Annotated in this window: 24 protein-coding genes; 12 read left to right on the forward strand and 12 right to left on the reverse strand. The window is 68.9% G+C overall.

The window, feature by feature from the left end; all coding sequences use genetic code 11:
- Positions 1-63 precede the first annotated feature (63 nt).
- Positions 64-435 carry a VOC family protein gene (locus ACFWIW_RS01250; RefSeq protein WP_378366554.1) on the forward strand — a complete coding sequence of 124 codons (372 nt, stop codon included), beginning with the start codon at positions 64-66 and terminating at the stop codon, positions 433-435.
- On the opposite strand, the gene ACFWIW_RS01255 is transcribed toward ACFWIW_RS01250, so the two are convergent.
- Positions 411-872, reverse strand: a complete 462-nt coding sequence (locus tag ACFWIW_RS01255; protein WP_378366555.1) for a MarR family winged helix-turn-helix transcriptional regulator — start codon at positions 870-872, stop codon at positions 411-413. The two genes, ACFWIW_RS01250 and ACFWIW_RS01255, sit on opposite strands and share 25 nt — an antisense overlap.
- Before the next feature lie 62 nt (positions 873-934).
- Here ACFWIW_RS01255 and ACFWIW_RS01260 point away from each other — a divergent pair, with 62 nt between their 5' ends.
- Both ACFWIW_RS01260 and ACFWIW_RS01265 read left to right on the forward strand, forming a co-directional pair.
- Positions 935-1,291 (forward strand): MarR family transcriptional regulator, encoded by a 357-nt coding sequence (locus ACFWIW_RS01260; RefSeq protein ID WP_378366556.1) that lies wholly within the window; start codon positions 935-937, stop codon positions 1,289-1,291.
- Positions 1,292-1,351: 60 nt separating this feature from the next.
- Positions 1,352-2,122 (forward strand): dioxygenase, encoded by a 771-nt coding sequence (locus tag ACFWIW_RS01265; RefSeq protein ID WP_378366557.1) that lies wholly within the window; start codon positions 1,352-1,354, stop codon positions 2,120-2,122.
- On the opposite strand, the gene ACFWIW_RS01270 is transcribed toward ACFWIW_RS01265, so the two are convergent.
- On the reverse strand, positions 2,119-3,285 hold the full coding sequence (locus tag ACFWIW_RS01270) for an MFS transporter (RefSeq protein ID WP_378366558.1): 1,167 nt from the start codon (positions 3,283-3,285) through the stop codon (positions 2,119-2,121). The genes ACFWIW_RS01265 and ACFWIW_RS01270 overlap by 4 nt on opposite strands.
- Before the next feature lie 90 nt (positions 3,286-3,375).
- Between ACFWIW_RS01270 and ACFWIW_RS01275 the strand changes: the two genes are divergently transcribed.
- Positions 3,376-4,563, forward strand: a complete 1,188-nt coding sequence (locus tag ACFWIW_RS01275) for an ROK family transcriptional regulator (protein WP_378366559.1) — start codon at positions 3,376-3,378, stop codon at positions 4,561-4,563.
- 101 nt (positions 4,564-4,664) lie between these two features.
- Here ACFWIW_RS01275 and ACFWIW_RS01280 read toward each other — a convergent pair whose 3' ends face one another.
- Together ACFWIW_RS01280 and ACFWIW_RS01285 are read right to left on the reverse strand one after the other, a co-directional pair.
- Positions 4,665-7,877, reverse strand: coding sequence for a PE-PGRS family protein (locus ACFWIW_RS01280; protein ID WP_378366560.1), 3,213 nt, complete (start codon positions 7,875-7,877; stop codon positions 4,665-4,667).
- Positions 7,878-8,071: 194 nt separating this feature from the next.
- The gene (locus tag ACFWIW_RS01285) at positions 8,072-9,079 is read right to left on the reverse strand and encodes a hypothetical protein (RefSeq protein ID WP_378366561.1); all 1,008 of its coding nucleotides are present in this window, start codon (positions 9,077-9,079) and stop codon (positions 8,072-8,074) included.
- A 270-nt stretch (positions 9,080-9,349) separates the two neighbouring features.
- Here ACFWIW_RS01285 and ACFWIW_RS01290 point away from each other — a divergent pair, with 270 nt between their 5' ends.
- The 3 genes from ACFWIW_RS01290 to ACFWIW_RS01300 are packed head-to-tail and all read left to right on the forward strand — an operon-like array spanning position 9,350 to position 12,365.
- Positions 9,350-10,546 carry an AI-2E family transporter gene (locus tag ACFWIW_RS01290; RefSeq protein WP_378366562.1) on the forward strand — a complete coding sequence of 399 codons (1,197 nt, stop codon included), beginning with the start codon at positions 9,350-9,352 and terminating at the stop codon, positions 10,544-10,546.
- Entirely contained in the window at positions 10,543-11,709 is a 1,167-nt protein-coding gene (gene macS, locus ACFWIW_RS01295; RefSeq protein WP_378366563.1) for a MacS family sensor histidine kinase, read from the forward strand. Before ACFWIW_RS01290 ends, macS begins: the two co-directional genes overlap by 4 nt.
- Positions 11,706-12,365 (forward strand): response regulator, encoded by a 660-nt coding sequence (locus tag ACFWIW_RS01300; protein WP_378366564.1) that lies wholly within the window; start codon positions 11,706-11,708, stop codon positions 12,363-12,365. Before macS ends, ACFWIW_RS01300 begins: the two co-directional genes overlap by 4 nt.
- On the opposite strand, the gene ACFWIW_RS01305 is transcribed toward ACFWIW_RS01300, so the two are convergent.
- Complete coding sequence (locus ACFWIW_RS01305; protein ID WP_378366565.1) at positions 12,366-13,400, reverse strand: hypothetical protein; 1,035 nt, start codon at positions 13,398-13,400, stop codon at positions 12,366-12,368.
- A gap of 81 nt (positions 13,401-13,481) precedes the next feature.
- Between ACFWIW_RS01305 and ACFWIW_RS01310 the strand changes: the two genes are divergently transcribed.
- On the forward strand, positions 13,482-14,144 hold the full coding sequence (locus ACFWIW_RS01310; RefSeq protein ID WP_378366566.1) for a DUF1707 domain-containing protein: 663 nt from the start codon (positions 13,482-13,484) through the stop codon (positions 14,142-14,144).
- On the opposite strand, the gene ACFWIW_RS01315 is transcribed toward ACFWIW_RS01310, so the two are convergent.
- The 7 genes from ACFWIW_RS01315 to ACFWIW_RS01345 form a co-directional block, all read right to left on the reverse strand.
- Positions 14,141-15,544, reverse strand: coding sequence for an MFS transporter (locus ACFWIW_RS01315; protein WP_378366567.1), 1,404 nt, complete (start codon positions 15,542-15,544; stop codon positions 14,141-14,143). The two genes, ACFWIW_RS01310 and ACFWIW_RS01315, sit on opposite strands and share 4 nt — an antisense overlap.
- Before the next feature lie 263 nt (positions 15,545-15,807).
- Positions 15,808-17,448, reverse strand: coding sequence for a phosphoenolpyruvate--protein phosphotransferase (gene ptsP / locus ACFWIW_RS01320; protein ID WP_378366568.1), 1,641 nt, complete (start codon positions 17,446-17,448; stop codon positions 15,808-15,810).
- Between the two features lie 68 nt (positions 17,449-17,516).
- Entirely contained in the window at positions 17,517-18,377 is an 861-nt protein-coding gene (locus ACFWIW_RS01325; protein ID WP_378366569.1) for a ribokinase, read from the reverse strand.
- A gap of 403 nt (positions 18,378-18,780) precedes the next feature.
- On the reverse strand, positions 18,781-21,150 hold the full coding sequence (locus ACFWIW_RS01330) for a hypothetical protein (RefSeq protein WP_378366570.1): 2,370 nt from the start codon (positions 21,148-21,150) through the stop codon (positions 18,781-18,783).
- Positions 21,151-21,190: 40 nt separating this feature from the next.
- Positions 21,191-22,291 carry a hypothetical protein gene (locus ACFWIW_RS01335; RefSeq protein WP_378366571.1) on the reverse strand — a complete coding sequence of 367 codons (1,101 nt, stop codon included), beginning with the start codon at positions 22,289-22,291 and terminating at the stop codon, positions 21,191-21,193.
- A gap of 2 nt (positions 22,292-22,293) precedes the next feature.
- Positions 22,294-22,596: a hypothetical protein gene (locus tag ACFWIW_RS01340; protein WP_016338319.1), complete on the reverse strand. Its 303-nt coding sequence runs from the start codon at positions 22,594-22,596 to the stop codon at positions 22,294-22,296.
- 27 nt (positions 22,597-22,623) lie between these two features.
- On the reverse strand, positions 22,624-23,172 hold the full coding sequence (locus ACFWIW_RS01345; protein ID WP_240596409.1) for a YbaB/EbfC family nucleoid-associated protein: 549 nt from the start codon (positions 23,170-23,172) through the stop codon (positions 22,624-22,626).
- Between the two features lie 190 nt (positions 23,173-23,362).
- Between ACFWIW_RS01345 and ACFWIW_RS01350 the strand changes: the two genes are divergently transcribed.
- The 4 genes from ACFWIW_RS01350 to ACFWIW_RS01365 all read left to right on the forward strand — a co-directional run bounded on the left by ACFWIW_RS01350 (position 23,363) and on the right by ACFWIW_RS01365 (position 26,352).
- The gene (locus ACFWIW_RS01350) at positions 23,363-23,734 is read left to right on the forward strand and encodes a hypothetical protein (protein WP_378366572.1); all 372 of its coding nucleotides are present in this window, start codon (positions 23,363-23,365) and stop codon (positions 23,732-23,734) included.
- A 79-nt stretch (positions 23,735-23,813) separates the two neighbouring features.
- Positions 23,814-25,184 (forward strand): hypothetical protein, encoded by a 1,371-nt coding sequence (locus ACFWIW_RS01355; protein WP_378366573.1) that lies wholly within the window; start codon positions 23,814-23,816, stop codon positions 25,182-25,184.
- A gap of 2 nt (positions 25,185-25,186) precedes the next feature.
- Positions 25,187-25,942 carry an ESX secretion-associated protein EspG gene (locus ACFWIW_RS01360; protein WP_378366574.1) on the forward strand — a complete coding sequence of 252 codons (756 nt, stop codon included), beginning with the start codon at positions 25,187-25,189 and terminating at the stop codon, positions 25,940-25,942.
- Between the two features lie 11 nt (positions 25,943-25,953).
- Positions 25,954-26,352 carry a hypothetical protein gene (locus ACFWIW_RS01365; protein ID WP_378366575.1) on the forward strand — a complete coding sequence of 133 codons (399 nt, stop codon included), beginning with the start codon at positions 25,954-25,956 and terminating at the stop codon, positions 26,350-26,352.
- The last annotated feature ends 31 nt before the right edge of the window (positions 26,353-26,383 follow it).

A 26,383-nucleotide genomic window follows, 5' to 3' on the forward strand; every position in this document is an offset into this window, starting at 1 on the left:
TCTGCCCGGTATTGCTCCTAGCGTGGCCGGTGTCCCGCTTTCCGGCACTCGAAAGGATCAGCCGTGCAGTTCGTTTCCGTCCGTGTGATCACCCATGACGTCGCTCGTCTCGCCGGGTTCTACGAGAAGGCGACCGGCCTCGGTGCGCGGTGGCGTTCCGAGCAGTTCGCCGAACTCGTCGGCCCGTCGTGCACCTTGGCGATCGGCAGCGCCGAGACGATGAAGCTGTTCGGAGCGGGTGCCTCCGTGCCCGAGTCGAACCGCACAGCGATCCTCGAATTCCGGGTCGAGGACGTCGACCGCGAGTACGAGCGCCTCGCGGACCTGGCCGAGATCGTGCAGGAACCGACCACGATGCCGTGGGGGAACCGGTCGCTGCTGTTCCGCGACCCCGACGGCAACCTGGTCAACTACTTCACGCCGAGCGCCCCGTAGTTCCGGACGAACGCCGTCAGCAGCCGTGCGAATTCGCGACGGTCGCCGTCCGGCCAGTCCGCCATCGCCTCGGCGAATACCGAACGGCGGAATTCGTGCATCCGCGTCACTTCGGCGCGCCCGGTCTCGGTAAGCACGAGGACGGCGCGGCGGCCGTCGCGCTGATCGGCTTCGCGCCGGAGGAAACCACTCTCGACCGCGCGGGCGACCAGGCGGCTCGCCCGCGGCTGGTCGATGGTCAACGCCGCCGCGAGGCTGGTGACGGTGCCCGGTTCGCCGCTCTCCTCGGCCGCTTCGACGGCGTCGAGTAGCCCCTGGATCGCCTGGTCCGGCATCGTTTCGGCGCGGTCGCGGGCGAGTTTCGACAACGATCGCCTCGCCTGGCTTCGCCGGATGGCGATCATCGCGCGTTCCACGTCGGCCACGGCGTCCGTCATTGCCCGTCCTCACCAAGTGCATGTACTTTTACATGTAGTTGTCGTCTCCATGAGGAGTATCCATGAAGCCCATCGGATTCTGGTTCGCCCACCTTCACCAGGCTCTCGAATCTTCGCTGGACCACCTCCTCGCCGCCGAATCACTGACCCGCCGCCACTGGCAGGTCCTGAACACGGGAGCGTCACCCGACGAGGCATTGAAGCCCTTCGGAGATCTCCGGGAAACCCTCGCCGACCTGCGCCTTCGTGACTGGATCGACGAGGACGGCCTGACCGAAACCGGCCGGGCGGCACACCTCCGGCTGAAGACCAAGATCGGCGAGTTCCGATCTCGCGTGACCGAAGGCATCAGCGAAGACGAGTACCGGACGACGGTCGGCGTACTGGAACGCATGGCGGCGAACCTCGCCCGGGAATAAGGCGGAGACGGCCGGCGTCGTCTATCCTGGTAGTTGAAAGTTCAAACACCTGGAGCTGACATGACGCCGGTGCTCTACCTCAGCCACGGCGCGCCGCCGCTCGCCGACGACGCCACCTGGACCAGCCAGCTCGCCGGCTGGTCGGCGGACCTCGAGAAGCCGAAGGCGATCCTCGTCGTCTCGGCGCACTGGGAAGAGGCGCCGCTGACCCTCGGCGCCACCACCACGGTGCCGCTGGTCTACGACTTCTGGGGCTTCCCGGATCGCTACTACCAGGTGAAATACGCCGCGCCCGGCGCTCCCGAGCTGGCGGACAAGGTGCGCAAACTCCTGCGCTCGGCCCAGACGCCGGTCCACGACGCACCCGACCGCGGCCTCGATCACGGCGCGTACGTCCCGCTCGTGGAGATGTACCCGGACGCCGACATCCCGGTGCTGCAGGTGTCGATGCCCTCGCTCGACCCGCGGGAACTGTTCGACCTCGGGCGCAAGCTCGCGCCCCTGCGCGACGAAGGCGTACTGATCATCGGCAGCGGCTTCTTCACCCACAACCTGAGCGCGATGCGCGAGACCGACGGCACCGACGGGACGCCGCCGTCGTGGTCGAGCGAATTCGACCACTGGGGTGCGGAAACCCTGCGCGAAGGCGACCTCGACGCGTTGCTCGACTTCCAGCGCAAGGCCCCCGCCGCGGCCATCGCGCACCCCAGGATCGAGCACTTCGCGCCGCTGTTCGTTTCGCTGGGCGCGAGTTCTTCGGAGGGCAAAGGCGAGACCGTCATCGACGGCTACTGGCACGGCCTCGCCAAGCGTTCACTCCAGTTCGACTAGCGGGATCGCAGAACACCGGCGCCCGCGACCAGGCCGAGCGCGAGCAGCGTGACCACCGCGAAGGACACCGTCAGCGACGTCAGGTCGGCGATCCCGCCGATGAGCGACGGCGCGACGAGTCCCGACGAATAGGTGATGGTCGCGACGCCCGCGATCGACTGGCTCGGCGTCGGCCCGCTGCGTCCGGCCGCCGCGAAGGCGAGCGGCACGACGACGGAGACGCCGAGCCCGATCAAGGCGAAACCGGCCATCGCCATCACCGGATGGACGGCGAAGACGACCAGCAGACCGCCGGCGGTCGCGAACACCCCGCCCGCGCGGACGGTCTTGACCGAGCCGAATCGCCGCACCAGCGCGTCGCCCGAGAGCCGCGCGACCGCCATCGTGCAGGTGAACGCGGTGGTCGACGCGGCCGCGATCCCCGGCGACGTACCGAGGACGTCACGCAGGTAGACGGCGGACCAGTCGAGGCTCGCCCCCTCGGCGAAGACGGCGCAGAACGCGACGGCACCGATGATCACGGCCGACTTCGGCGGCAGCGCGAACCTCGGCGGCGGGTGCTCGTCGGGCGCGCTCCGGACGTCGAAAACCCCCTGACAGATGATCGCGCCGGCGATGGTGAGCACGGCCGACGCGATCACGAAGTGGATCCGGGCGTCCAATCCGGCGTGCGCGGCGAGCGTGCCCGCGGCGGAGCCGACGAGCGCGCCCGTGGTCCACATGCCGTGCAACCCCGACATGACCGATTTGCCCATCTTCTCCTCGACGTCGACGCCGAGGGCGTTCATCAGCACGTCCGAGGTGCCCGCCGCGGTGCCCATGACGAACAGCGCGAGACACAGGGTGAAGAGGTTTCCCGCCAGGGACGGAAGGATCAGCGCCAGCGTCCAGTACGCGAGCAGCAGCCGGAGCCCCAGCCTGCCGCCGAGCCGGTGCCCGATCCGCGCGGCGAGCGGCATGGTGAGCGAGGCACCGATCGCGGGGAAGGCGAGCGCGAGGCCGAGCTGGCCCGCGCTGATCCCCGCGTGTTCCTGGATCCACGGGATCCGCGTGGCGAAACTGCCGGTCACCGCGCCGTGCACGGCGAAGACGGCGGCGATGGCGACCCGCGCCTGCCGCACCCGCCGCGTCGGCCCGCCGACGGTTTCCACTGTGTTGGTCACTGGGCCCCCAAGGTCCATGAGACGACTCGACGGCGTCAGCGTAAACTATCAGGAAGGGAACCTGATAATTAATTCTGGGAGGATCTGCCGGTGAGTGTGATCCGGACGCCGTCCGCCTCCCCGAGCACGGCGCGCGCCATCAACGACCGCCTCGCCCTCGACCTGCTCCACCGCGAGGGTTCGCTGACGGCCGCCCAGCTCAAGACGTTGACCGGGCTGTCCCGGCCGACGGTCGCGGATCTCGTCGAACGCCTGCAGGACGCGGGATTGATCGAAATCGTCGGCGAAGCGGGCGCGGACCGCCGCGGCCCGAACGCGAAGCTGTACGGCATCGTCGCCGAACGCGCGTACCTCGCCGGGCTCGACGTCCGCACCCACGGCATGGCCGTTTCGGTCGCGGACCTGCTGGGCCGGACCAGAGCGGAGGCGTCGCTGCCGTTCGACCTGGACGTCGACACCGACGAGGCCGTCGAGCGAGCGATCGCCCTGCTGAAGACCACCACCGCCGAAGCGGGCGCGACCGCGCTGCACACGATCGCCGTCGGCGCCCCCGGTCTGGTCGACCCGGCGACCGGCGGGTTGCGGCACGCCGGGGGACTGCCCGCGTGGCACGGGAAACTCGTCGACGAACTCCGGCGGCTGGGTGTCCCGGTGCTGCTGGAGAACGAGGTCAACCTCGCGGCCGCCGCCGAACAGCGGCTGGGCGCCGCCCGCGACCGGGACACGTTCGTCCTGCTGTGGCTCGGGTTCGGGGTCGGCGCGGCCGTCGTCCTCGACGGTGTGCTGCGGCGGGGCGCGTCGGGCGGCGCGGGGGAGATCGGGTTCCTGCCGATGCTGGGGCCGGGACGGCTCCCGACCGCGACCGACTGCGACGGCGGCTTCCACACGCTGGCGGGCAGCGCCGCGCTCTGCGAACTGGCGCGCGAACACGGCATCCCGGCTTCGCGGGCCGACGACGCCGCGGCGGCCGAAGCGGCTGTCGGGTACGCGATCGACGCGAATGCCGAGGATTTCCTGGAGATCGTCGCGGAGCGGATCGCGATCGGCGCCGCCGCGGTCACCGCGGTGCTGGACCCCGGCTGTCTCGTCCTCGGCGGGGAGATCGGCCGCGCCGGTGGCGACGCGCTGGCGTCCAGGGTGAGCCGCCGGCTCTCGGAGATCTCGCCGCTGCGGACCGAGGTGCGGGCGGGGACCGTCGGCGGGGGCGCGGTGCTGGAAGGCGCGGTGCTGACCGCGATGGGCGCCGCGCAGGACGCACTCTTCACCCCGCGGGGCTGAAAGCGCCCTTCAGCCCCTCCCTGAACAGCACACAAAGCGGGCCCGGGAGTGTCTCCCGGGCCCGCTTCGGTTCATTCAGTGGCGCTAGCCGACTGGCAGGTTCACATGGTGTGGAACTTCTTGCCGGTCAGGGTGCCGATGAAGCGCTGGAACATGCTCAGCGGCGACGAGTCGACGCCCGCCAGAGCCGGGACCTGCGCGGTCGGCATCGCCGGGGTGCTGTTCACGCCGGGCAGGGTGCCCGTGGTGGGCAGCTGCACCGGCAGCTCGCCAGCGGCCGGCAGGTTACCGGCGGTGGGCAGGTTGCCCGTGGTCGGCAGCTGCACCGGCAGCTTGCCCGTGGCGGGCAGGCCCTTGGTCAGCGCCGGGAGGGCCGGCAGCTGCGCGAGCTTGGGGGCGTCCGCGCGAGCGGCGTCACCGGGCAGACCCGGGGTCTTCGGCAGGGCCGGGACACCGGGCAGGGCCGGGGTGCCGGGCAGCTCGGGCAGGTCCGACTTCGGCAGCTGCGCCGGGATGGTCTGCAGCTGCTTCAGCGCGGTCAGGCCGGCCACCTGCACCGGGAGGGTCGCCACCTGGGGACCGTCGGCGCGGGCGCCACCGATCGCCGGGGTGGACGGCAGGGCGCCGGCACCGTCGAGCGCGGGGGCACCGAACGGCAGCGCGGGCAGCGCGTCGATCGGCATCTCCGAACCGACCGTGTCGGTGAAGGCGCGGGTGAACTCCTCACCGTTGATCTCGGTGAAGTCCTCCGAGTTCTCCTCCGCGATCGCCAGGATCGGGATCTCGAACTCGTTCAGCGGGATCACGAACACCAGCGGGTGGTGGAAGTTGAAGCCCGAGAGGGCCGATCCGCTGCCGTCGGTGATGCTGTCGCCACCGGCCTGGCCGGTGATCATGCTGGTCGCCTCGGTCTCGGACACGCCGCCCGCAGCCGCGATGGCGTTGCCGAACACCTCGGGGTCGACCGCGGCCGGGATGTCGAGGATGTTGCCCGAGAGCGATCCGTCGAGGCCCGAGGTCTCCACGTCGCCACCCGACAGGGCGTCGACGGTGTTGGCGCCTTCGGCGTCGGCCAGACCGGCGGCCGAGACCGCGTCGTGCGTGATCGGCACGATCGGCAGCGCCTGCACGCCGATGATGTTGCCCGAGACAGCGCCCTCGTCACCGGTGGTGGTGGCGTCGCCGCCGGCCTCCGACAGGACGTCGCTGACGCTCTCGCCCTCGGCGATACCCGCACCGGCGATGCCGTGCCCGGTCAGCTGGCCCGTGCCGCCGATCGGCGTCTGGACGATGTTGCCCGCCAGCGCGCCTTCTTCACCGTTCGCGGTGGCGTCGCCGCCCGCGTTGGAGTCGGTGAGGTTCGTGCCCTTGCCCGAGGCGATGCCGCCGAGCACCGCGGCGAAGTTGTGCGCCTGGACCGGCAGGGAGACCGGGCCGTAGACCAGGTTGCCCGAGCCCGCGCCACCGTCACCGGTCGCGTGGACGTCGCCGCCCGCGTTGGAGGTGGTGTCACCGTCGGCGCCGCCGTGGCCCTGGCCGATGAACGCGCCACCGATCCCGAACGCCTGCACCGGCAGCGAAACCGGCACGGTGCCCAGGTTGGAGCTGAGGAAGCCGTTGTCGTCGGCGGTGTTCCCGCCGCCGCCACCGGAGACGACCTTGGTCTCCTCGGCCGAAGCGGTGCTCTGACCGATGAACGAGCCACCGACGCCGAAGACCTCGGCCGGAACCGCGGCCGGGACCTGGACGATGTTGCCCGAGCCGGACGAGTCGTTGCCCGTGGTGCCGTCGTACGCACCCGCGGTCACGGTCTTCGTCTCGGACGCCTCGGCGGTCGCCTGTCCGATGTGCGAGCCGGCGACGCCGAACACCTCGGGGGCCAGCGCGGCCTGGGTGTTGACGACGTTGCCCGCCAGGGTGGAGTCGTCACCCGTGGTGTGGGTGCCGTTCCCGGCGTTCGCGTCGACGGTGTTCTCGCAGGAGGCGACGTTGGCGCTGCCGATGTAGGTGCCCGCGATGCAGGTCACCTCGACGGGAGCGGCAACGGCCGGGTCGACGATGTTGCCGCCGCCGGCGGAGCCTTCGCCCTCGCTGCTGATGAACCCGCCGGCGTCGACGGTGCTGGACTGGCTGGTCCCGCCGTCGGTGCCGGTGTTCGCGAGGCCGATCCAGCTGGCGGCCACGCCGCCGACGTTCGCGACGTCCGCGGTCTGCGGCACGATCGCGTTACCCGCGACGGCCGAGTCCTCGCCGGAGGTCTGCACGTAGCTGGGGACGTTGCTCCAGCCGGGGGTGGTGTCACCGGCGGTGGCGTCCGCCGACGAGCTGCTGTTGGAGTTCGCGAGCGAACCCCACGCGGCGGCCGCGTTGTCGTTCACCTTCACCGGGAGGGCGATCGGCACCGCGCCGACGTTGCCGCCGAGGGCGGACTCGTCACCGTCGGTCGCGACCCAGCCGCCGGAGGTGGCCTCGGTCTCGGCCTCGTAGCCGGAGCTGTTGGCGTTGCCGATGATCCAGGAGGCGGCGTTGCCGGTGACCTGGACCGGGGTGGCGAACTGGCCGGCCAGCACGTTGCCGGACAGGGCGGAGCCCTCGCCGTCGGTGGTGATGTTGCCGGTCTCGGTGGTGCTCTGGCTGGCGGAACCGCCGACCACGCGGCCGGTGCCGCCGGCGAGCCCGCCGCCGTTGCCGGCGATCTGCACGGGCAGCGCCCAGTCGAGGGACACGACGTTCCCGGCGAGGCTGGAGTCCTCACCGGTGGTCTCGACGTCCTGGTTGTGCGACCACGTCTGGTCGTGGGTGCCACCCTCGACCTCGGCGTCGCCGATCACGCCGATGGCGTTGTCGACGATCTGGATCGGGACGACGACGTCACCGACCACCTTGTTGCCCTTGAGGATGTCGTCCGTGGTGGTGAACCCACCACCGGTCATCCCGCCGCTGATCTGCCGGGAAGAGTCCTTGGCCGCCAGCGGGGCCGGGACGGCGTTCTTGCCGGAGAGGCTGGGGAGCCCTCCGCCGATGCCGTCGCTGCTGCCGCCGGGCGACGAAGCCGAGTCCAGCGCCTCCGAGACGGGCTTGGTGACGGCCTTGGTGCTGACCTCACCCTCGTAGCCGGGGAGGTCGACCTGGCCGAGGGGCGTGCCAACGGCGTTGTTGTCGATCTGGACGGGAACGGTGACGTTCGCGTCGAGCGGGGAGGCCGGGGTGTCGGGGTTGACCTGTTCGTCAGCCGAGGCGATGCCGGTGCCCAGCATCAACAACCCACCCGTGACCAACGCGGTCTGGAGTCCGCGCTTTGCCCAGGATTGCATGGGGTTTTTCTCCTTCATTTCGGGTTCCCTTTCGGGTTCGAGGAGGTGCCGTCTGGAGCGGCACCAGAGGGGGTGGAGCGAATGCGGGCGCACAAAAGCGCACCGCCGTTTCGCGGGGGATCAGGAGCGGACGCGAAGCCAAGCCCGGAATCGGGAGGCGTGAGGCGCGTCGGCTACCCCGCGGAGGGAGGTGTTCAGTCGGGAGTGACGCCGGGCTGCGAGCCCGGGGTGAGCGGCATGTACCGCGTGCCTGCCAGCGCGTAGCCGGTCAGGGAACGCTCGACGGCGGCGGCGACCCAGGCGGGAACGCCGTGGGTCATGCCGTCGAGGTGACCACCGGGGGCGGAGCCGCCGGGGACAGTCGGGAAGGAAGGCGCGGCGGGAAGCGGCGCCGGGGTGATCGGACGCGGGAAGTCACCACGGTGACCGTCACGCGCCGGAGCGTCCTCGACCTGATCGAACGCACCGTGCTGCTGCACGAAGGCAGGCATCGGGAGGAGGGTCTCGGAGGCAGCGGGGAACTGGGTCGTCGCCAGCTGCGCGAAGTCGGTGACCTGCTCGCCGGCGCCGATGGTGTCCAGCGGGGACTCCGGGTCGACCGGGCTTCCGCCGACCGGGATCTCCGGGACGAGGTCGCCGTGTCCGTTCGGGTCGAGGAGGTCCCAGACCTTGCGGCCGAAGTCGGGCGACGGGGCGAAGGTCTCGTCCAGCACCTGGCGGGTGTCCTGCGGCTTGCGCACGATGTGCTCGACCGCGCCGAGGGTCCGCTTGACCGGGGTGACCACCGAGTTGTCCGCGAAGTCGGTGACCGCGTCGCTGACGCGGGTGGAGACCTCGTGCCGGTCGGCGCGGAGGTCGCCGCAGTGGTGCTTCGCGGAAGCGGACCCGTTCTCGCCCGGCATGGACCACGTGGTGGCGTCCTGGTGGGCTTCGCCGCACATCGCTCCGGCGACGTCGCCGGCGAACTTCGAGGCGCCACCGGAAACGTCGGCCAGCCCCGCCGCGGTGGCGTCGGTGACCGGGGTGACGCTCGTTTCGGGAGCGGAGACCACGGGGGCGATGTCCGCGGCGGCGGAAGCGCCGGAAACGGCCCACGCCGCGGCGGAACCGGCGACGGCGCCACCGAGCACGAACAGCGCACGCGAAGCGAGACGGCCGAAGCGCACAGCGCCACGCCTCTCGTTCTTCGCCGCGTTCGTCACTCGGTCTCCTGTCGCTTCGGTTCGTCGTTGCGGGACCGAGGTAAGCAAAGTGCGGAAGGCTTGCGCGAGTTTGAATGACCTTGATGGCACGATCGTGTGAAGAACACACGGTGTAACCCGAAATCACCATCGGTGATCAAGGCTGGCGGAGCCCGGTTACTCGCGAGTCGACCCGCGGGCGATGTGTCAAGCGTCGCATCGGGCGAATTCGACCGTGCGCGTTGCCTGGAATGTTCAGGAAACGTCGCCCCGGACCGATACGGTGAGCGCGTGAGCGAGCCCCAGCGCAAACAGCCGGAATTCGATCCGGCGAACCCCTTCCTCTCCGAGTCGACCGAAGACGTCACCAATCTGGTGCCCCGCGGCCTGCGGATCGGCGCGGCGCTGTCGTGGCGCTTCATCGTGGTGATCGCCGCGCTCTACGTCATCGTGTTCCTCATCGGCTATCTGTCGGTGGTCGTGATCCCGTTGTCGATCGCGCTGCTGCTCGCCGCGCTGCTCGCGCCGGCCGTCTCCAAGCTGACGGCGCTGAGATTCCCGCGCGGGCTCGCGGCCGGGATAGTGCTGATCGCCGGGCTCGCGGTGCTCGGCGGGCTGCTGACGTTCGTCGTCGCGCAGTTCTCCTCCGGCCTGCCCGAACTGCAGAAGCAGCTGACGGAGAGCCTCAACCAGATCAAGGTCTGGCTCATCGACGGGCCGCTGCACCTGCGCCAGGAGCAGATCCAGGAGTTCATCAACCAGGCGATCAGCTTCCTGCAGAACAACCAGGCGTCGATCACCACGACCGCGCTCACCACGGCGGGCACGGTCGGCGAGATCGTCACCGGCTTCATCCTGACGCTGTTCATCCTCATCTTCTTCCTCTCCGGTGGCGACCAGATCTGGAAGTTCCTGGTCCGCGGGGTGCCGGGCCGCGTGCGGAACCGGGTCGACGTCGCCGGGCGGCGCGGCTTCGCGTCGCTGGTCAGCTACGTGCGCGCGACGGCGGCGGTGGCCGTGGTCGACGCGGTCGGCATCGGCATCGGGCTGGCGATCGTCGGTGTGCCGCTGGTGATCCCGCTGGCGACGCTGGTGTTCCTCGGCGCCTTCATCCCGATCATCGGCGCCGTGATCGCGGGCGCGGTCGCGGTGCTGATCGCACTGGTGACGAAGGGCATCGTCGGCGCGCTGATCGTGCTGGCCATCGTCATCGGCGTCATGCAGCTGGAAAGCCACGTCCTGCAGCCGATCCTGCTCGGCCGCGCGGTGAAGCTGCACCCGCTCGCCGTGGTGCTCGCGATCACCGCCGGTCTCGTCGCCGCCGGGATCGCCGGCGCCCTGCTCTCGGTGCCGCTGCTCGCGGTGCTCAACGCGGGGATCCGGTCGCTGCTGCACGAACACGATCCCGATCCGTCCGAGATCGACGTCCTGCGGGATCAGGCGGCACAGCCGAACGACGCCGGGGAAGAGTCCGAAGCCAAGTCATGACCGAGACCCCGCTCTGGCGCGCGGTTTCGGCGCTCGGCACGCGGGACCCGGCCACTCCGCTGTGGCGCGGGGTGATCGTGCTTCGCGTGACGACGCTGCTCTTCGCGCTCGGCTCGTTCGTCGTCCATTACGACGGCTACGCGAACAAGTGGCTGGCGTGGACGTCGTTCGGCCTGATGACGGTGTGGACGATCGTCAGCAGCGTGTTCTACGCGCGGCCGTCGAGCCGCTGGCCGTGGCTGGTGTGCGTCGATCTCGCGCTGACCGTCGCCCTCATGTTCACCTCGGCGTGGATCCTGACCACCGCGCAGTTCGACGCCAACACCCCGCTCATCACGACGGTGTGGGCGGCGGTCCCGCCCGCGGCCGCGGGGACGCGGTTCGGCGCGCTCGGCGGGGTGCTCGCCGGACTGGTGGTCTCGGTGGTCACCGGGCTGGTGCGCTGGCGGTTCGACGTCGACGTCGCGCGGGACGGCTTCCTGCTGACCGCGAGCGGGTTCGTGATCGGGCTCGCCGCGACCATGGCCCGCCGGTCGGCCGACGCGCTGACCAGGGCGTTGCGTATGGAGGCCGCGACGGCCGAACGGGAACGGCTCGCCCGCTCGATCCACGACAGCGTCCTCCAGGTGCTCGCGCGGGTGCGCAAACGCGGCGCCGAATTCGGCGGGGAGGCCGCCGAGCTGGCGAAGCTGGCCGGTGAGCAGGAGATCGCCTTGCGGGCGCTGGTCACCACCGAGCCAACGCATTCGAGCGAGAACGGGACCACCGACCTCCGGTCCGCGCTGCAGCTGCTCGCGACGCCGTCGGTGCAGGTCTCGACGCCCGCGGGCGAGGTCCAGCTGCCCGAACACGTCACCGCGGAGCTGGTGGCCGTGGCGCGCGAGGCACTGTCGAACGTCGAAAAGCACGCGGGTGAGGACGCGCACGCCTGGGTACTGCTGGAGGACCTCGGGACCGAGGTCGTGGTCAGCGTCCGCGACGACGGGCCGGGGATCGCGCCCGGGGTCTTGGAACGCGCGGCGGCCGCGGGACATCTAGGTATCGCGGAGTCCATCAAGGGCCGCGTGCGGGATCTGGGCGGAAGCGTCGCCCTGGACACCGCGCCCGGCCAGGGCACGGAATGGGAAGTCAAGGTTCCAGTGGCGGCGAGGGGGAAGCGATGACCGAAGCGCCTCAGGTCTCGGTGATGGTGGTCGACGACCATCCGATGTGGCGGGACGGCGTCGCCCGCGACCTGGCCGAGCACGGATTCGACGTGAAGGCCACCGCGCCGGACGCGCCGGCCGCGGTGCGGATCGCGCGCACGGTCCGGCCGGACGTCGTGCTGATGGACCTCAACCTCGGCGAGACGTCGGGCGTCGACGCGACCCGTGAGATCACCACGGAACTGCCGTCGACGAAGGTGCTCGTGCTGTCCGCGAGCGGCGAGCACAGCGACGTCCTGGAGGCGGTCAAGGCCGGGGCGTCCGGCTACCTGGTGAAATCGGCTTCGGCGAGCGAACTGGTGGACGCGGTCAAGCGGACCGCGGCGGGCGACCCGGTGTTCACCGCCGGGCTCGCCGGGCTCGTCCTCGGCGAGTACCGCCGCATGGCCGACGCGCCGGACGACGGGCCCGCGCCGCCGCGGCTGACCGAACGTGAGACCGACGTCCTGCGCCTGGTCGCGAAGGGGATGACGGCGCGGCAGATCGCCGAGAAACTCGTGCTCTCGCATCGGACGGTGGAGAACCACGTCCAGTCGACGCTGCGCAAACTCCAACTGCACAACCGCGTCGAGCTCGCCCGGTACGCCATCGAGCACGGGCTGGACGAGGAATAGTCAGCCCTGCGCGATGGCGACCACCCGCTGGTTCCGCTCGGCGGGCAACGGGGTCTTGACGACCGTCCATTGTGGCCGGTCGAGCCGCCAGTTCGCGACGACGTCCGTGGTGAGCACCAGGTCGTCGCTCTCGGTCCATTCGATCGCGGCCCGGTTGAGCTCGGTCGCGATCGGCATCGCGGGCGCGTGTGTCCAGGTCAGCGTGTCGAGGGCCAGCACCCAGACGTCGGCCGTCTGCGTCGCCGTGCCCGCCCAGGCCGGGTCGCCGAAGAGCACGGCGACCTTGTACCCGTCGCGGCTCGGCACCACCTGGCCAGGTTTGCCGTCGGACACCGGCCACCGGACCGGCGTGCGCTGGTCGTTCCGCAGGTCGAGCACGGAGAATTCGGTCAGTTCGGCCAGCAGCATCCGATCCTTGGTGATCGCCAGTACCCGGGGGAACTGGTGGACGGCCCGGCCGGTGGCGGGATCGATCAGCACGTCCTCGGCGGTGGCCGTGCCGGTGTTCACCGTGATCAGCAGCCCCTTCGGCACCTCCTGGCGCACCGCCATCGTGCAGCTCGCCGGCCGCCCGCGTCCGCGCTCGACACCGAGCAAGGAGACGTATTGGAGGCGGCACAGGTCGTTGCCGTCGTCGCGGATCAGCCAGACGCCGCTCTCGTCGGCGGCCGGGGCGACGCTGCGGGCCTTGCCGAGTCTCCACGGCTGGTTCCTGGGGTCGCCGTAGACGAGCACCTCGGACGGCTCCAGGCACGACGGCCCGCAGCGGGCGGCCGACAGCACGACCGGGAACTTGCCGACGCGGATGACGTCGTTGACCCGGTCACCGGCCGGAGCACCAGGCAGCGGAGTGGTGGCGCCGGTGGCGGGATCGAGCATCGACGGCGGCGAGGTCGCCATGACGAGCCGGAAACCGCTGTAGTCCACCGGTACGCCTTCGAGTTTCGACGGCGGTGGCGTGGTCGGCGTCGGAACGGCTTGCGGCGGGTCTGCTTCGACGGTGCATCCGGCCAGCAGCAGGACAGCCGCCAGCAAGGCGGCACAGGGGAGAAATGCGGGTCTGTTCAGGGTATTTCCCCGATCTCGCGCGTGAGAATCGGTTCTACCATTCCTGGCATGGGCGAGGAAGAGCAGCCGACGACCGAGACCAAGCCGTTGACCGGACGGGACATCCGGGTCTCCGACGCGGAACGCGAACACGTCGTCGAGGTGCTGCAGAAGGCGATCGGCCTCGGGATGCTGAACCTCGACGAGTTCACCGAGCGGACCGACCGCGCCCTCGCTTCGAAGACCCGCGGTGAGCTGAACGCGGTGCTCACGGATCTGCCCGGCCTGGTGCACCCCGAAGCCGGGATGGTGCCGCGGCAGCAGCAGAACCCGTGGGCTCCGCCTCAGCAGCAGCCCGCCTACGCCTCGACTTCCGGTGTCATGGAGCTCAACGGCAAGTACTCGGCGTTGCAACGCAACGGGAACTGGCTGGTCCCCGAGTCGATGGTGATCCGGAACAAGTACGGCGCCACGAAACTGGACTTCTCCCAGGCCGAGATCCGGTATCCGGTGGTGCATATCGAACTGCAGGCCAAATGGGGGCCGGTGGAGATCACCATCCCCGAGAACGGCGCCGTCGACACCAACTCGATCACCGACATCAAGTTCGGCAACCTCGACGACCGGACGCGGTCGAACGGCCGCCCCGGCACGCCCCGGTTCGTCATCACCGGGCGCGTGCACGGGGGGTCGCTGATCATCAAGTACCCGCGGCGGGGTTTCTTCGGCTAGATGTGGCGCAGGTGCCGGAGCACGAAGTACGCGACCACGGCCAGCACCAGCGCGGCCAGCCCGGACACCGCGTGCATCCCGCTGGCGAACGCGTCGTGCGCGGGGACGGCGTCGGCGAGCCGGGACCGGGTGACCGCGTTGCCCAGCGTCCCGACCGTCGCGATGCCCAGCGCGTAGCCGAACTCGTTGCCGGTCTGCGAAAGGGAGGCCGCCGAACCGGCCTTCTCCGGCGGCACGGAGCCGACGACCAGATCCGTGCCAAGGGTGATCAGCGGTCCGCCGCACAGGCAGGTGATGGCGAAGGCGATCGACGGGATCACCGGACCGGCGCTCGCCTCGACCTGCGTCAGCAGCAGGAACCCCGCGATCGCGCCGGCCAGCCCGGTGGCGATCAGCGTGGCGGGGCGGACGCGACGGGCGAGGATCGGGGCGGCAAGGAAGCTGACGGTCGAAGCCAGCATCCCGGGCAGCAGCGCCAACGCGGCACCGATCGGGGAAAGCTCCAGCACGATCTGGAAGAACTGCGCGACGAAGAGCATGGTCGTCCCGCCCAGCATGGAGAACGCGCACATCCCGCCCAACGCCGTCGTGAACGCACGGCCGCGGAACAGCGTCAGGTCGATCAGCGGGTCCTGAAGGGTTCGCTGGCGCCGCACGAACACCACGCCGAAGCCGAGACCGATCAGGAGCGAGGCCACCGCGACCACGTGCACACCCTCGCGGGCGAGTTCCTTGATGCCGTAGACCGCGGGCAGGATCGTGACCAGTGAAAGCGCGACGCTCACGAGGTCGAGGCGGCCGGCGTTCTCGTTGCGGTACTCGGGCAGGAGCTTCGGGCCGACCACGAGCAGCAGGACCATCGCGGGGACACCGAGCAGGAACACCGAACCCCACCAGAAATGCTCCAACAGCACGCCGCCGACCATCGGGCCCACGATCGCGCCGACGGTGAAGCAGCCCGCCCAGATGCCGATCGCGAGCGAACGCTGACGGCTGTCCGAGAACAGATTGCTGATCAGGGCGAGCGTGGACGGCGCCAGCGTCGCACCGGCGATCCCGAGGATCGCGCGGGCGGCGATGAGCATCAGCGCACTGGTCGAGAACGCGGCCAGCACGGAAGCCAGCCCGAACGCCGTGGCGCCGATGAGCAGCAGTTTCCGGCGGCCGATGCGGTCGCCGAGGGTGCCCATGGTGACCATGAACCCGGCGATCATGAAGCCGTAGACGTCCATGATCCACAGCTGCTGGGTGCTGTCGGCGCCGAGGCTCTGGCTGAGCTTCGGCAACGCGAGGATCAGCACGAACACGTCGAGGGAGACCAGGAAGGTGGGCAGGGCCAGTACGGCCAGCCCGACCCATTCCCGGCGTCCAGCCCGCGTCGGGGTCATGGTGGTCGTCATGGTCCGGTCCTTTCGTCGCTTCGGTGTCTTTCACCTAGGCGTCGAAGCGGTGGACCGGATTTCGACATGCCCCCCGATCCTTTTCGGGGAGCGGGGGACCTTTGCTACCGCTTGGCGTCTCCCCAAGGGCGCCCGCGCCCGACGGAGACTTCACGTCGCGCGCCCTCTTCCGGGCCGAAGGCCCACGAAAAATACGATGAAGGGGCGCCCTTCGCACTCACGTGAGGTGTGTGCGAAACGGCGCCCCTTCGGCGGGTTTTTCGTCAGCGCGCGACAGAATTCACGGCCTGGCGGGCGGCGACCGGGTCCGACGTGGCCAAAGCGGCGTCGGCCAGTGCCTCGCATTCGGCCAGCGTCGTGGCCGCCAGGCTCGCGCCCACCGCACGCACGGCGGGCGCGTTCATCGACAGGCTGGTCAGGCCGAGCCCGGCCAGCACCAGTGCGAGCCTCGGGTCGGCGGCGGCCTCACCGCAGACACCCGCGGGCTTGCCGGTGTCCTTCGCGGCCTGGCCGATGACCTTGAGCAGACGCAGCAGGCCGGGCTGCCACGGGTCGTTGAGCTTGGCGACCGCGCCGAGCTGGCGATCCGCCGCGAAGGTGTACTGCGCGAGGTCGTTGGTGCCGACGGAGACGAAGTCGACCGCGTCGAGGATCTCGCGGGCGGTCAGCGCGGCGGCCGGGATCTCGATCATCACCCCGGCGCGGGCGATCCCGGCGGCACGCACCCGCTCGGCGAACCAGGCGGCCTCGGCGGCGGTGGCGACCATCGGGGCCATCACCGAAACCTCGGCGCCGGAGTCCTGCGCGGCACCCGCGATGGCTTCGAGCTGACGGTCGAGGATCTCGGGACGGTCGAAAGCGACGCGAAGGCCGCGTACGCCGAGCGCCGGGTTGGGCTCGTCCTCGGGCTCCAGGAACGCGAGGGGTTTGTCCGCGCCCGCGTCGAGGGTGCGGACGATGACCGGCTTGCCGCGGAACGGCGTGAGCACGGCGGTGTAGGCCTTGCGCTGCTCTTCGACACTCGGCTCGGAAGAGGCGTCGAGGTAGCAGAACTCGGTGCGGAAGAGGCCGACGCCTTCCGCGCCCGCCTCGGCGGCGGCCTTGGCGTCGGTGGCGGAACCGACGTTGCCGAGCACCTTCACCCGGTGCCCGTCGGAGGTCGCGCCGGTGCCGTCCCATTCGATCGCGCCGGTCTTGGCGGCCGTGACGACCTCGGCGTTGGGGTCCGCGACCTCGACGACGCCGGTGTCACCGTCCACCGCAAGCGCTTGCGCGTCGAGCGCGAGGATGCCGCGGACTGCGACGACGGCGGGAATGCCGAGCGCGCGGGCGAGGATCGCGGTGTGGCTGGTGGGGCCGCCCTCTTCGGTGACAAGCGCCAGCACCTTGTCCGGGTCGAGGCCGGCGGTGTCGGCGGGCGCGAGGTCGCGGGCGACGAGCACGCTCGGCGACGACAGGTCGGGGACGCCAGGAGGCGCGATGCCGAGCAGTTCGGCGATGAGCCTGTCGCGCACGTCGAGGACGTCACGGGCCCGCTCGGCCATGTAGCCACCGGCGGCCGCGAGCGCGTCGGCGAACTTCCCCGCCGCCTGGTGCACCGCACGCGGCGCGGGCAGGTTCTGGTCTTTGACGAGTTGCTCCGCCGAGGAGACGAGCGCCGGGTCGGCCGCCATCGCCGCGGTGGTGATGAGGATCGTCGCGGCCTCACCGGTCGCCGTCTCGGCGAGCTTCTCGAGCCGGCCGGCCACGATCTGCGCGGCCGGGGCGATCCGGGCGGCCTCGGCGGCGGGATCGGCCGGTGCCGGTGTGCTCGCGGGTTCGCCGAGCGGCTCGGCGACCCGGACGACAGGACCGCTCGCGCGGCCGGGACTGACGGCGACCCCGGACAGTGACTCAGACGGCATGGTCTAGACCATATCTCATAGGCGGCGTGACCTGGCTCATAGCCACCAGCAGAACACAGAAGAGGACATCATTCCAGTTCGGACGCCGTCGGATAAGAAGGCTGCGCGCCTTGGCGGGTCACCGTGATCGCCGCCACCTTCACCGCCTTGCGCGCCGCATCGGCCAGCTCTTCGCCCTTCGCGAGCGAAGTCGCGAGCGCCCCCGCGAAAGCGTCACCGGCACCCGTCGTGTCGACCGCCTCGACCTTCGGCGACGGCACCTCCGTCACCCCGTCCGCCGTGACCACCGCGGCTCCCTTCGCGCCGAGCGTCACGACAGCGGCCTTCGGACCGAGGTCGAGCAGCTTGGGGAAATCCGCCTCCCCGCCGAGCAGGAAGGCGGCCTCGTGCTCGTTGACCAGGAGGACGTCGAGCCCCTGAAGCGTCTTCGCGGAAAGCTCGGCGGCAGGCGACAGGTTCAGCAGCGTTTTCACGCGGTGTTCAACGGCCTTCGCGACCGCGTGCTCGACGGTTTCGAGCGGGATCTCCAGCGACAGCACCACGATCTCGGCGCCGTCGAGGTCGACGTCCTCGGGCCGCAAAGCGGAATTGGCGCCAGGCGAGACGAGGATCGAGTTCTCGCCGTCCGGCGTGACCGTGATGTACGCGATCCCCGTCGGGCGCTCACTCGTGCGCAACGAGCCCGTGTCCACCCCGGACTCGGCGAGCGACCGCTTGAGCAACTCGCCGTACGGGTCGTCGCCGACCGCGCCGAGCAGCGCGACGTCCGCCCCGAGCCGGGCCGCGGCGACCGCGGTGTTGGCGCCCTTGCCACCCGGCGACAAGATCGTGTCGCCACCGAGTACGGTTTCGCCACCACCAGGTCGCCGATCGACCGGGACGACGAGATCGGCATTGGCGGACCCGATGACCAGCACCTGAGAACTCATGGAAGAGACCATGCCATGACCAGCGGTTGTCCGGTCGACACCCTTCTCCAGGCGAAGATGTGAAGAACTTTGTAACTTTCTCGGCGCGTAGTGCGACAATCAGGCGAGCAGCGGAACGCCGTCACTCTTTCGGGGGATAACCTTCCCCCGGACGTCACTTCGGCGATCACGCCCGCTCTTGAGATGCGTTGCCGCGTCCAAGCGGTGACGTTGCCCCGATCCCGGCTTTCGCCGGGAAGAGGGCATCGGGTCGCCGGCGTCGATCACGTAGCCCCCCGAGTGATCGGCGCCGGCGGCGCCCCGGGCTTGATCAACCCGCTACGGCCGTCAAAGTGCTGAACAGGATCACCAGATGACCGAGGACACTTGGCGTTCTTGAGATCACCGACCGGTCATCCGCCACTCAGGATTCCTGTCGCGTCGACGAAGGTTCCGAACCCTCTCCACCGAGGAATCGGGGATCGTCGATCCCCGGCGAGTCGAAGGCGACTTCCGCGTTTCTCTTGAGGACCGGCCAGATCTCTTTGACGTCCTCCGACGTCAGTTCGGTCTCCGCGAGAAGGATGTCGCCGTTGTCCTCGTGCTTCAATCCCAGCGGTCGCGCCAAGCGATCGCGCGGGTAGTACGCGCCGACACTTTCCGATGGGCTGAGAACCAGGTGAAACACGTCGGTGCCCGCGGTCCGGCGCAGCACGATCTTCTCGATGTCGCTCCAGCGCACAGACCAGCTCCATGTGCGGGACGTCAAGGTCGTCACCGTGATCCACCGCGGTTTGAGAACCACTTCCCTGATGAACTGACTTCGATCGCGGCGCAGTGAAACGATCGCCGCCGAGAACATCAACAAGCCCAGCGAAGCGGCTACCGCCCGCACTGCCACCCCGGTGTCCGAGATGATCCCGAAGCCGAGAACCACCGTTGCGGCAAGAGCGATGAAGCCGGCACGTCGCTGTTTGCCGGAATCGACCACCTTCGAGATCGACAGGCCCTCTTGTGGCGCCGGGTGCGCCGATGTTCCGCCCTTCCAACGCAAGATGACACGTTGGAAGACACCGAATCCACCGCGCTTTGTCTTCCGAGCGGGCCAGCGCACCAAGCCGGGTCGCCGGGATTCGACCAAGGCCGCGAATCGCTCTGCCTCGGGGGCCGTCATGGTCGGCGTCAGACGACGACCGAACCTCGATCGCTTCCGGAACATTTCATGCAGGAGAACCACTGCTTCCGCCTCGGCCAAAGCGACATGGACAGAGAAGCACCTCCCGGTGAAATGTTCGTCGATGATCACTTCGATGACTTCGTCCCATGGCAGGACAAGTGGTTCATGTTTCTCAGCCGGTTGCTCCACCCCTTCGTCCGTCACGGACACACGAAGCGACTTCGTGGTATCGCGATGGCGAAACGCGATGGAACCGGTGAAACAGAACCCGATCGCGAAGACCGCTGACCCGAGAAGCATCACGGAGCCGTCTTCGATTCCGGCCTGATCGGCGACAACGAACAAACCGACACCGAAGGTGATCAAGCCCGTGCCATTGAGCACGGTCACCAGGACCCTGGTGACGAACTTGGTGTTGTCGGGAATTCCGAACCCGACCACATCGACCGGGAGAGGCCAAGGCCCGCGGATCTCTCGCCGCCGGAACAAGAACCGGTTCGTGACCGCCCGTCGGCCGGTCACCGCTCCCGCCAAGATCCCGGCCAAAGCCACCGTGGTGCCGGCGACGACCAGAAACGGCATGCCGTCACCCAACGCGTCGGCGTGCAGGATCATCGTCAACAAGGTCGAGACGAGAACCGCGGACACCGTCCACGCGGCGACACCTTTGGCGACCGCCGAGAATCGGGACTCCCGAGCGATGACAGCCGTCTCCTGCCGCGGAGCGGACACCAGGTCGTCCGAGCGGTCAGGCTCGCCCCAGCGCACGACGTCGACATCGCCGTCGTGCTTCTCGAGCCCGAATCCACCGCGCCGAACTCTCTGATCCCGCCACTCCACCAAACCAGGCTTGAATCGCTCGATCGTCGCTTCGGCGCGTTCGGCCTCGGCGGGATCCATGGCGGTGGTCATCAGGAATCCGTGCTCGGACTCCTTGGCGAACAGCGGCAACAGCTGCTGCCGTCCCCGGTCGTCCGAGATCGCGATGTGCGCGTCCACGCGGCGACCACCTCGGTGGCGATCGAAGACAAACCCGTCGATGCTCGACCATGCAACGGTCTTCTGCCCTTCTCCGACAGGTTGGCTCATACCGACGGGTGTGAAGGTGATTTCGATCGGCCAGGTGCGGCCGCTGTCACGTGCCCGGCTGATCGCCATCGGGATGAGCGGATAGACCGCCAGCCCAGCCACGACGAACGTGCCCGCCGACAACACGGTGAAGCCGCCACCATCGAGCATCGCCCATCCAACGGCACCTCCGGCCAGCAACAAGCCGAGCCCGATCAGGAAAAGCTCCACGGCGACGATGTTCGCCGCTGTCCGGCCACCTTCCTCGGTCTCGGGAATGTCGAATGTGATCGCAGCCTTCTCGGTGACCTTCTTTTCAGGCTTGATCACACCGAAGGTGAGAGCCTGGACGACGCTCACGAACCCGATCTTCGTGACAACGAGCAGCGCGATGATGAACGTTACGAACAGCACCAGTCGGACGAAACCGTCGACCTGCGTGTAGCCCGGATCTTCCGGATCTCGCTGGATCTGGACCAGGGTGTCGGCACCGACCAGTACGACAGCCAGCGCGAACCAGCCGATCAGACCCCTCAATGCCGTTTTCAACGCACTCCCCGGCTGTCACAACATCCCGAAGCAGTCGCGCTCACTCCAGCGAACCGGATATGCGCTGCCCGCCTTGCTGGTCGAAGATGGGTGCTTCGGAAGATCTGGCGGACGAGGCCGACGGAGCGGCAGCGTTCGGACCGACTACCCCAGCCTGCTTCGGCTCGTCGTCCTTCATAGCCTTGTCGGATTCTTTGCCGACAGCCTTCAAGGTCTCCTTTACCAATGTTTCCGTGTACTTGCCGGCTTCCCCGAGAGTCGTCGAAACGTTCTCGATCCCCCGGCCGACGGCACCGAGATTGTTCCAGTTGGCTCGCATCACCCGCGATGCGGAATCGCCAGCCCTGGACATCGCCTTTCCCACTGGGGCGAGAAGTTCCCTCACCCTTACGAAGGCAGCCATGAGTTGTTTGAAGAGCTTGTTCGCCTCTCCGAACGCCTTGGCGAGCTTTTTGACCCACCCCATCGCCTTCTGCGCGTACTGGATGGCCTTGGGGACTCCTTCGGCGGCCAACCCGGCAGGAGCTGCCGGGCCTGGGTACCGCATCAGGATACTGACGAGCTTTGCGAGCGCTTCGGAGATGAGGTCCCGGACCATGGTCCGGACGACGGCCAGAATCGTCTTGCAGAGGCTGACCAACATACCCATCGCGTTGGCACCGACAGCAAGACCCGAGTAGAGGTCGGCACGGTCCTTGGCAAAGGCACGATAGGCGTCAGCGGCCGTCCCCTTCCAACCCGCACTGTCGTGATCGACGGTCTTGGAAAGGTCCTCTGCGACCTGTTCGAGTTCCTTGCCCACGTTCTCCCAGGTCCCGATCATGTTGTCGAGCGCTACCTGGTCGCCGACGAGCATGTCGAGAGGGTCACGGAGGAAGGACACATGCTCGATGACCCAACCGAACCCGGCGCTCAGAAGCGTGCCGATCGGATCGGTCATCAACCCGACGAGTCCCATGGCCCCGTTGGCCAGGTTCGCGAGCCCCTCCGCCCAGTCGCCGCTGTTGATCTTGGCGGCGGTGTCCCAGAAATCCTGGACGATTCCAGCGCCTTCAAGGGAGCTTTCGTCCGCGGCGGCATCGGTCTTGACCAGCGGGTTGGCTGTACCCGGGCCGGGGCGGATCTCAGCGGTCTCAGGCATCGTCAGTCCTCCAGCTTGAACAGGCCCTTGAAGTCCTCTTCATCCCACTCTTTGACCTTCTGCCAGGTGTGCACGCGTTCCGCGTGATCCAAAGACGCCTTCGACGCGGCCACGATCGACTCGAGTGCCTCGACCTGCCCCAGCCCGCAAATGGCGGCAAGAGGAATGCCGACCAAGCCGAAAGCCTCGGGATTGGCCGTCGTCTCGACTGCCGAACCGACCCGGTTCAATCGGATGCTGATGTCGTCGATCTTCTTGCGATGGGTCTCGAGCTCACCCGGATCGACATGGAAACCTCCGGACATGTTTTTTCCCCTCCCTCAAGAACCCGCTCAGCGCAGGAAGTCGCCGCCGGTGAAGTAGTCGTCCTCGTGGTCCGTCTGCTGCCGACGCGCGGCGCGCGGCGGCGCGGGCGGGGCCGGGGGTGCGGGCGGCTTCGGGGCGGGAGGCGGCGGAGGCGCGTCGAGTTCGTCCTCGGCGACGAAGCGGTCGTCCTCGTCCGCCTCCTGGTGACCGCCCTCGACGTAGCCCGTCGGTTCGGGTTCCGGGTACTCGTTGTGCAGCTGGTTGACCAGCTCGTTCATCGTTTCGGTGCCCGCGATGGACGGCACGCCGGTCTGCATCGCGCCCGCGAGTTTGCTTTGCGCGCTCTGGACGACGCGTAGGATCTCCTGCGCGAGCGCGGGGTTGTCCCGCACGGACGGGCCGATCTCCAGGCCGACCAGGTTCCCCGCGTGGTTGACCTTGACCGAGATTTGGCCGTCCTTGCTGCGTTCGGACACCGAGACACTTTCGATCTCGGTGCGCATCTGATTCGCCTTCCGCTGGGCGTCGGCCAGTTTGGCCTCGAAATCAGCGAAGAGCTGCTCAGGGTTCGACACGCGAACCTCCCCTGTTCACGTCGTAGCCGTTCGGCGACCGAGTGTGGCATACGCGTCTGACATCGGGGAACGTTTGGCGGACATCCGCACCCCGGTCGTGTGGATCACCACAGCGACCTCCGGTTTTCCCTACCGGATCCGACGGTTTACCAGATGTTCTCGCAGGTCAGCAGCCCCTAACGTGCCAGGTATGACGATTTCGGACTGGAAACGCGCGGTCTACGCGCTCCTCGTGCTTCCGGGATACCTCGGTGGCGCGAAGGTCCAGCGTGGACTGACGCGGCGCTGGCTCGGGCAGGAGGGCGGGTCACGGCCGCGGTTCGTGGCGGCCTTCGGTCCGAGCGTGGTCGCGTTCCTGCTCGCTTTGCTGCTGTTCTATCTCGTCGGGCGCATAGCGACCTACGGGCTCTTCTGGTCCGGGAGCGACCCCGAGGGCACGTGGGGCGGGCCGACACTGACGGGAGCGTGGATCGTGCACTTCCTCATCGCGGCCGGGATGGCCGTTCCGATCTTCCTGGCCCTCCGGCCACTCACCAGGCTTCAGGCTCGCCTTCTCGGCTGAAACCCGTCTACCAGGTGTGATCGGCGCGGTATTGTGCGTGAGCGCAAGACATCGACCGATTGGGCCGGGGAGGGCTTCGATGGGTTTGTTCGGGGACGTGTGGGAGGCGGCCACAGGCCTGCTCGGCAAGACCGGGGCCGGCGCGGTGGCCGGTTTCGCCGTGGGCGGGCCGGTCGGCGCGATCGTCGGCGGCATCGTCGCCTCGAACGCGAGCGACGGCTCCGGCGCGGTCGATCAAGGCGGACTGACGCCCAAGCAGCTGCTCGAAGCCGTCGTGAACGGCCCTGGCACCGGCTCGTTGGAAGAGGCGCGCAGGGTCGGTGGCGAGCAAGCTCGGAACCAGACGCAGCTCCACGACGGGACCCGCGACGTGATGACGGCGTTGGAGTCCGCCTGGACCGGTGGAGCGGCGGACGCCGCGCGGGCGAAGCTTCAGCCGCTCGCCGACTCCTCCACGTCGGCGTCATCGAGCCTGGAGCGCAATTCGGGGCTGACGCAGACGCAGCTGGATCAATTCGTGTCGCTGAAGAACTCGCTGGACCGCGAAGTCGCCGCCGACCCACCGACCACGGGCACCTACGACGACGTGACGCCGTGGGACACCGACACCGAAGACAAGGTCAACCAGTACAACCAAAAGGCGCAGGCGAATCTCGAGCGCTACAACGCCTACAACGAGCAGTCCACCTCGAACAACGCCGGCCGGACCATCGACTACGGGCAGCTCGGCGCGTTCGACGGCGGGGATTTCAAGGTCGACGACAGCCGTCCCGGTCCTGGCGACGGTGGCAAAGTGCGGGGGTTCGACGGGCGCTCGGATTCCGGTGGCGACGGGTACCGGCCGCCTCCGGGCGGGGTACAGCCGCCGCCACCACCTCCGGGGCCTCCGCCGGCCGGCCCCGAAACGCCGAACCACCGGCCGTACGAGATCCCGCGCCCGCAGCCGTCCGATCCGGGCTTCCGCCCCGGCCAGTACGACGACGGCACACGCGCGGCGGGATACACGCCTCCGCAGCCCTCGTCGTATCCCGGCTATCAGCCGCCGTCATTCGGCCCCGGCACCGGCGGCGGCACCAACTTCGGCCCCGGTGGCGGCGGCAGTGGTTTCGGCCCCGGCTTCGGGCCCGGCGTAGGCAGCGGTTTCGGGCCCGGCTCGGGCTCGTCCGGCGGTCCTGGTAGCGGATCGGCGCCTGGACCCGGCCGCGGCAGTGGGGCGATGACTCCGGGCCAGCCCGGCCAGGCGGCCCGTCCCGGCATGCCCGGTGGCCCCGCCGGAGGCGCGGGCAGGCCCGGCGCACCGGGCATGGGCCCGATGAGCGCCGGCGCGGGCAAGGGAAAAGGCGGCGAGGACGAGGAGCACAAGCGCGCCTCCTACCTGCAAGAAGCCGACCCGGACAGCGTCTTCGGCGGCACTGAGACGAAGCCGGTCCCGCCGGTGATCGGGCTCTGATCGTGTTCGAAGCACCCCTGTACCTGCCTAAGACCGTCCTCCTCACCGCGTGGGAATGGGAACGCCACGGCACTCCGCCCGCGGTGCTCGGCCCGGACCACCTGTGGCTCACCGAAGAGACCAAGAAGAAGCTCGACGACGCGGTGCTCGACACCCTCACCGAGCTGAAGCTGGCCTCCGGAGGCACCCTGACCAGGGAGTTCCGCGACCTCCTCCGCGTGCTGGCCACCGGCCCGCTCCGGTTCACCGCCTGGCTCGGCGACATCGAGTCGGACGAGACCGGGAACATCCTCGTGTCGGCGTCGGGCCAGGACGCGGTCCGAGTGATCCGCCAGGACGAGAAGATCCGAATCGACGTCATCGACCCCGGCTACGGAGCCGAATCGCTGGTCGACATGTTGCCCCCGGTCGAACCGGCCCGGATCGACCCGGTCAAGATCCCGAAATCCCGGTTCTCGGGCCAGCCGGTCTACGAGGATTCGTACGATCTCGAAGACCCGACCGAGGAGCCCGAATACGACCCCTTGCCCTCGGCGCGGGAGCTGATGGCGGCGAAACGAACCGGCGTGCATCAGCTCTACGCGGCCAACAACGGCATCAGGAGCACTCCGCTGACCGTGGTCGACACCGCTCATGCCGGACGCGTCCTCACCTACGTGCTGCCCGGCGAGGACGGCGAACCGCTGGTCAGCTTCGAACCGGGGCGTCGGGATGTCCTGGTCGACGTCCTCTACGCGACCCTGCACGGACTGAAGTAAGGGGGATTTCGATGACTTCGTTCTTCGGGGACGTCTGGTTCCAGAACAGTGACGACGTCGTGGGCGGTGGCGCGGCACCGGCCGCTGGCCAGGGCTTCACCATGAGCGGCGACGAGATGCGGGCGCTGCTCAAGAAGTGCCAGGACCAACGCAACTTCATCCGCGTGCAGTTTCGAGACGCAAGAAAGTTGTCACAGGTCGTACCTCCTGGCAATGAACCAGCAAGCAAGCACGCGGTCGACGGTCCGAACGGTGTCAACGAAACCGGGCGATTCTATGAAGGGCATCTACGATTCCAGGACAATTACTTCACAGAACTCATCCTCCGGCTGGAAAAGGCACTAGGACTGACCGAGGAAGCCGACCGGCAAGCAGCCGACGCGACCAAGAAAAGCGGGACAATCGATTGACCTCACGACACCAGCTGGCCGCCTTCGCGTT

The sequence above is a fragment of the Amycolatopsis sp. NPDC058340 genome, from assembly GCF_042723975.1.
Taxonomy (GTDB): domain Bacteria; phylum Actinomycetota; class Actinomycetes; order Mycobacteriales; family Pseudonocardiaceae; genus Amycolatopsis.

Coding starts and splice junctions, on each gene's coding strand:
- ACFWIW_RS01255 (WP_378366555.1), bottom strand. CDS start 872: ATGACGGACGCCGTGGCCGACGTGGAACGCGCGATGATCGCCATCCGG.
- ACFWIW_RS01260 (WP_378366556.1), top strand. CDS start 935: ATGAAGCCCATCGGATTCTGGTTCGCCCACCTTCACCAGGCTCTCGAA.
- ACFWIW_RS01265 (WP_378366557.1), top strand. CDS start 1,352: ATGACGCCGGTGCTCTACCTCAGCCACGGCGCGCCGCCGCTCGCCGAC.
- ACFWIW_RS01280 (WP_378366560.1), bottom strand. CDS start 7,877: ATGCAATCCTGGGCAAAGCGCGGACTCCAGACCGCGTTGGTCACGGGT.
- macS (WP_378366563.1), top strand. CDS start 10,543: ATGACCGAGACCCCGCTCTGGCGCGCGGTTTCGGCGCTCGGCACGCGG.
- ACFWIW_RS01300 (WP_378366564.1), top strand. CDS start 11,706: ATGACCGAAGCGCCTCAGGTCTCGGTGATGGTGGTCGACGACCATCCG.
- ACFWIW_RS01310 (WP_378366566.1), top strand. CDS start 13,482: ATGGGCGAGGAAGAGCAGCCGACGACCGAGACCAAGCCGTTGACCGGA.
- ACFWIW_RS01315 (WP_378366567.1), bottom strand. CDS start 15,544: ATGACGACCACCATGACCCCGACGCGGGCTGGACGCCGGGAATGGGTC.
- ptsP (WP_378366568.1), bottom strand. CDS start 17,448: ATGCCGTCTGAGTCACTGTCCGGGGTCGCCGTCAGTCCCGGCCGCGCG.
- ACFWIW_RS01325 (WP_378366569.1), bottom strand. CDS start 18,377: ATGAGTTCTCAGGTGCTGGTCATCGGGTCCGCCAATGCCGATCTCGTC.
- ACFWIW_RS01335 (WP_378366571.1), bottom strand. CDS start 22,291: ATGCCTGAGACCGCTGAGATCCGCCCCGGCCCGGGTACAGCCAACCCG.
- ACFWIW_RS01340 (WP_016338319.1), bottom strand. CDS start 22,596: ATGTCCGGAGGTTTCCATGTCGATCCGGGTGAGCTCGAGACCCATCGC.
- ACFWIW_RS01350 (WP_378366572.1), top strand. CDS start 23,363: ATGACGATTTCGGACTGGAAACGCGCGGTCTACGCGCTCCTCGTGCTT.
- ACFWIW_RS01355 (WP_378366573.1), top strand. CDS start 23,814: ATGGGTTTGTTCGGGGACGTGTGGGAGGCGGCCACAGGCCTGCTCGGC.
- ACFWIW_RS01365 (WP_378366575.1), top strand. CDS start 25,954: ATGACTTCGTTCTTCGGGGACGTCTGGTTCCAGAACAGTGACGACGTC.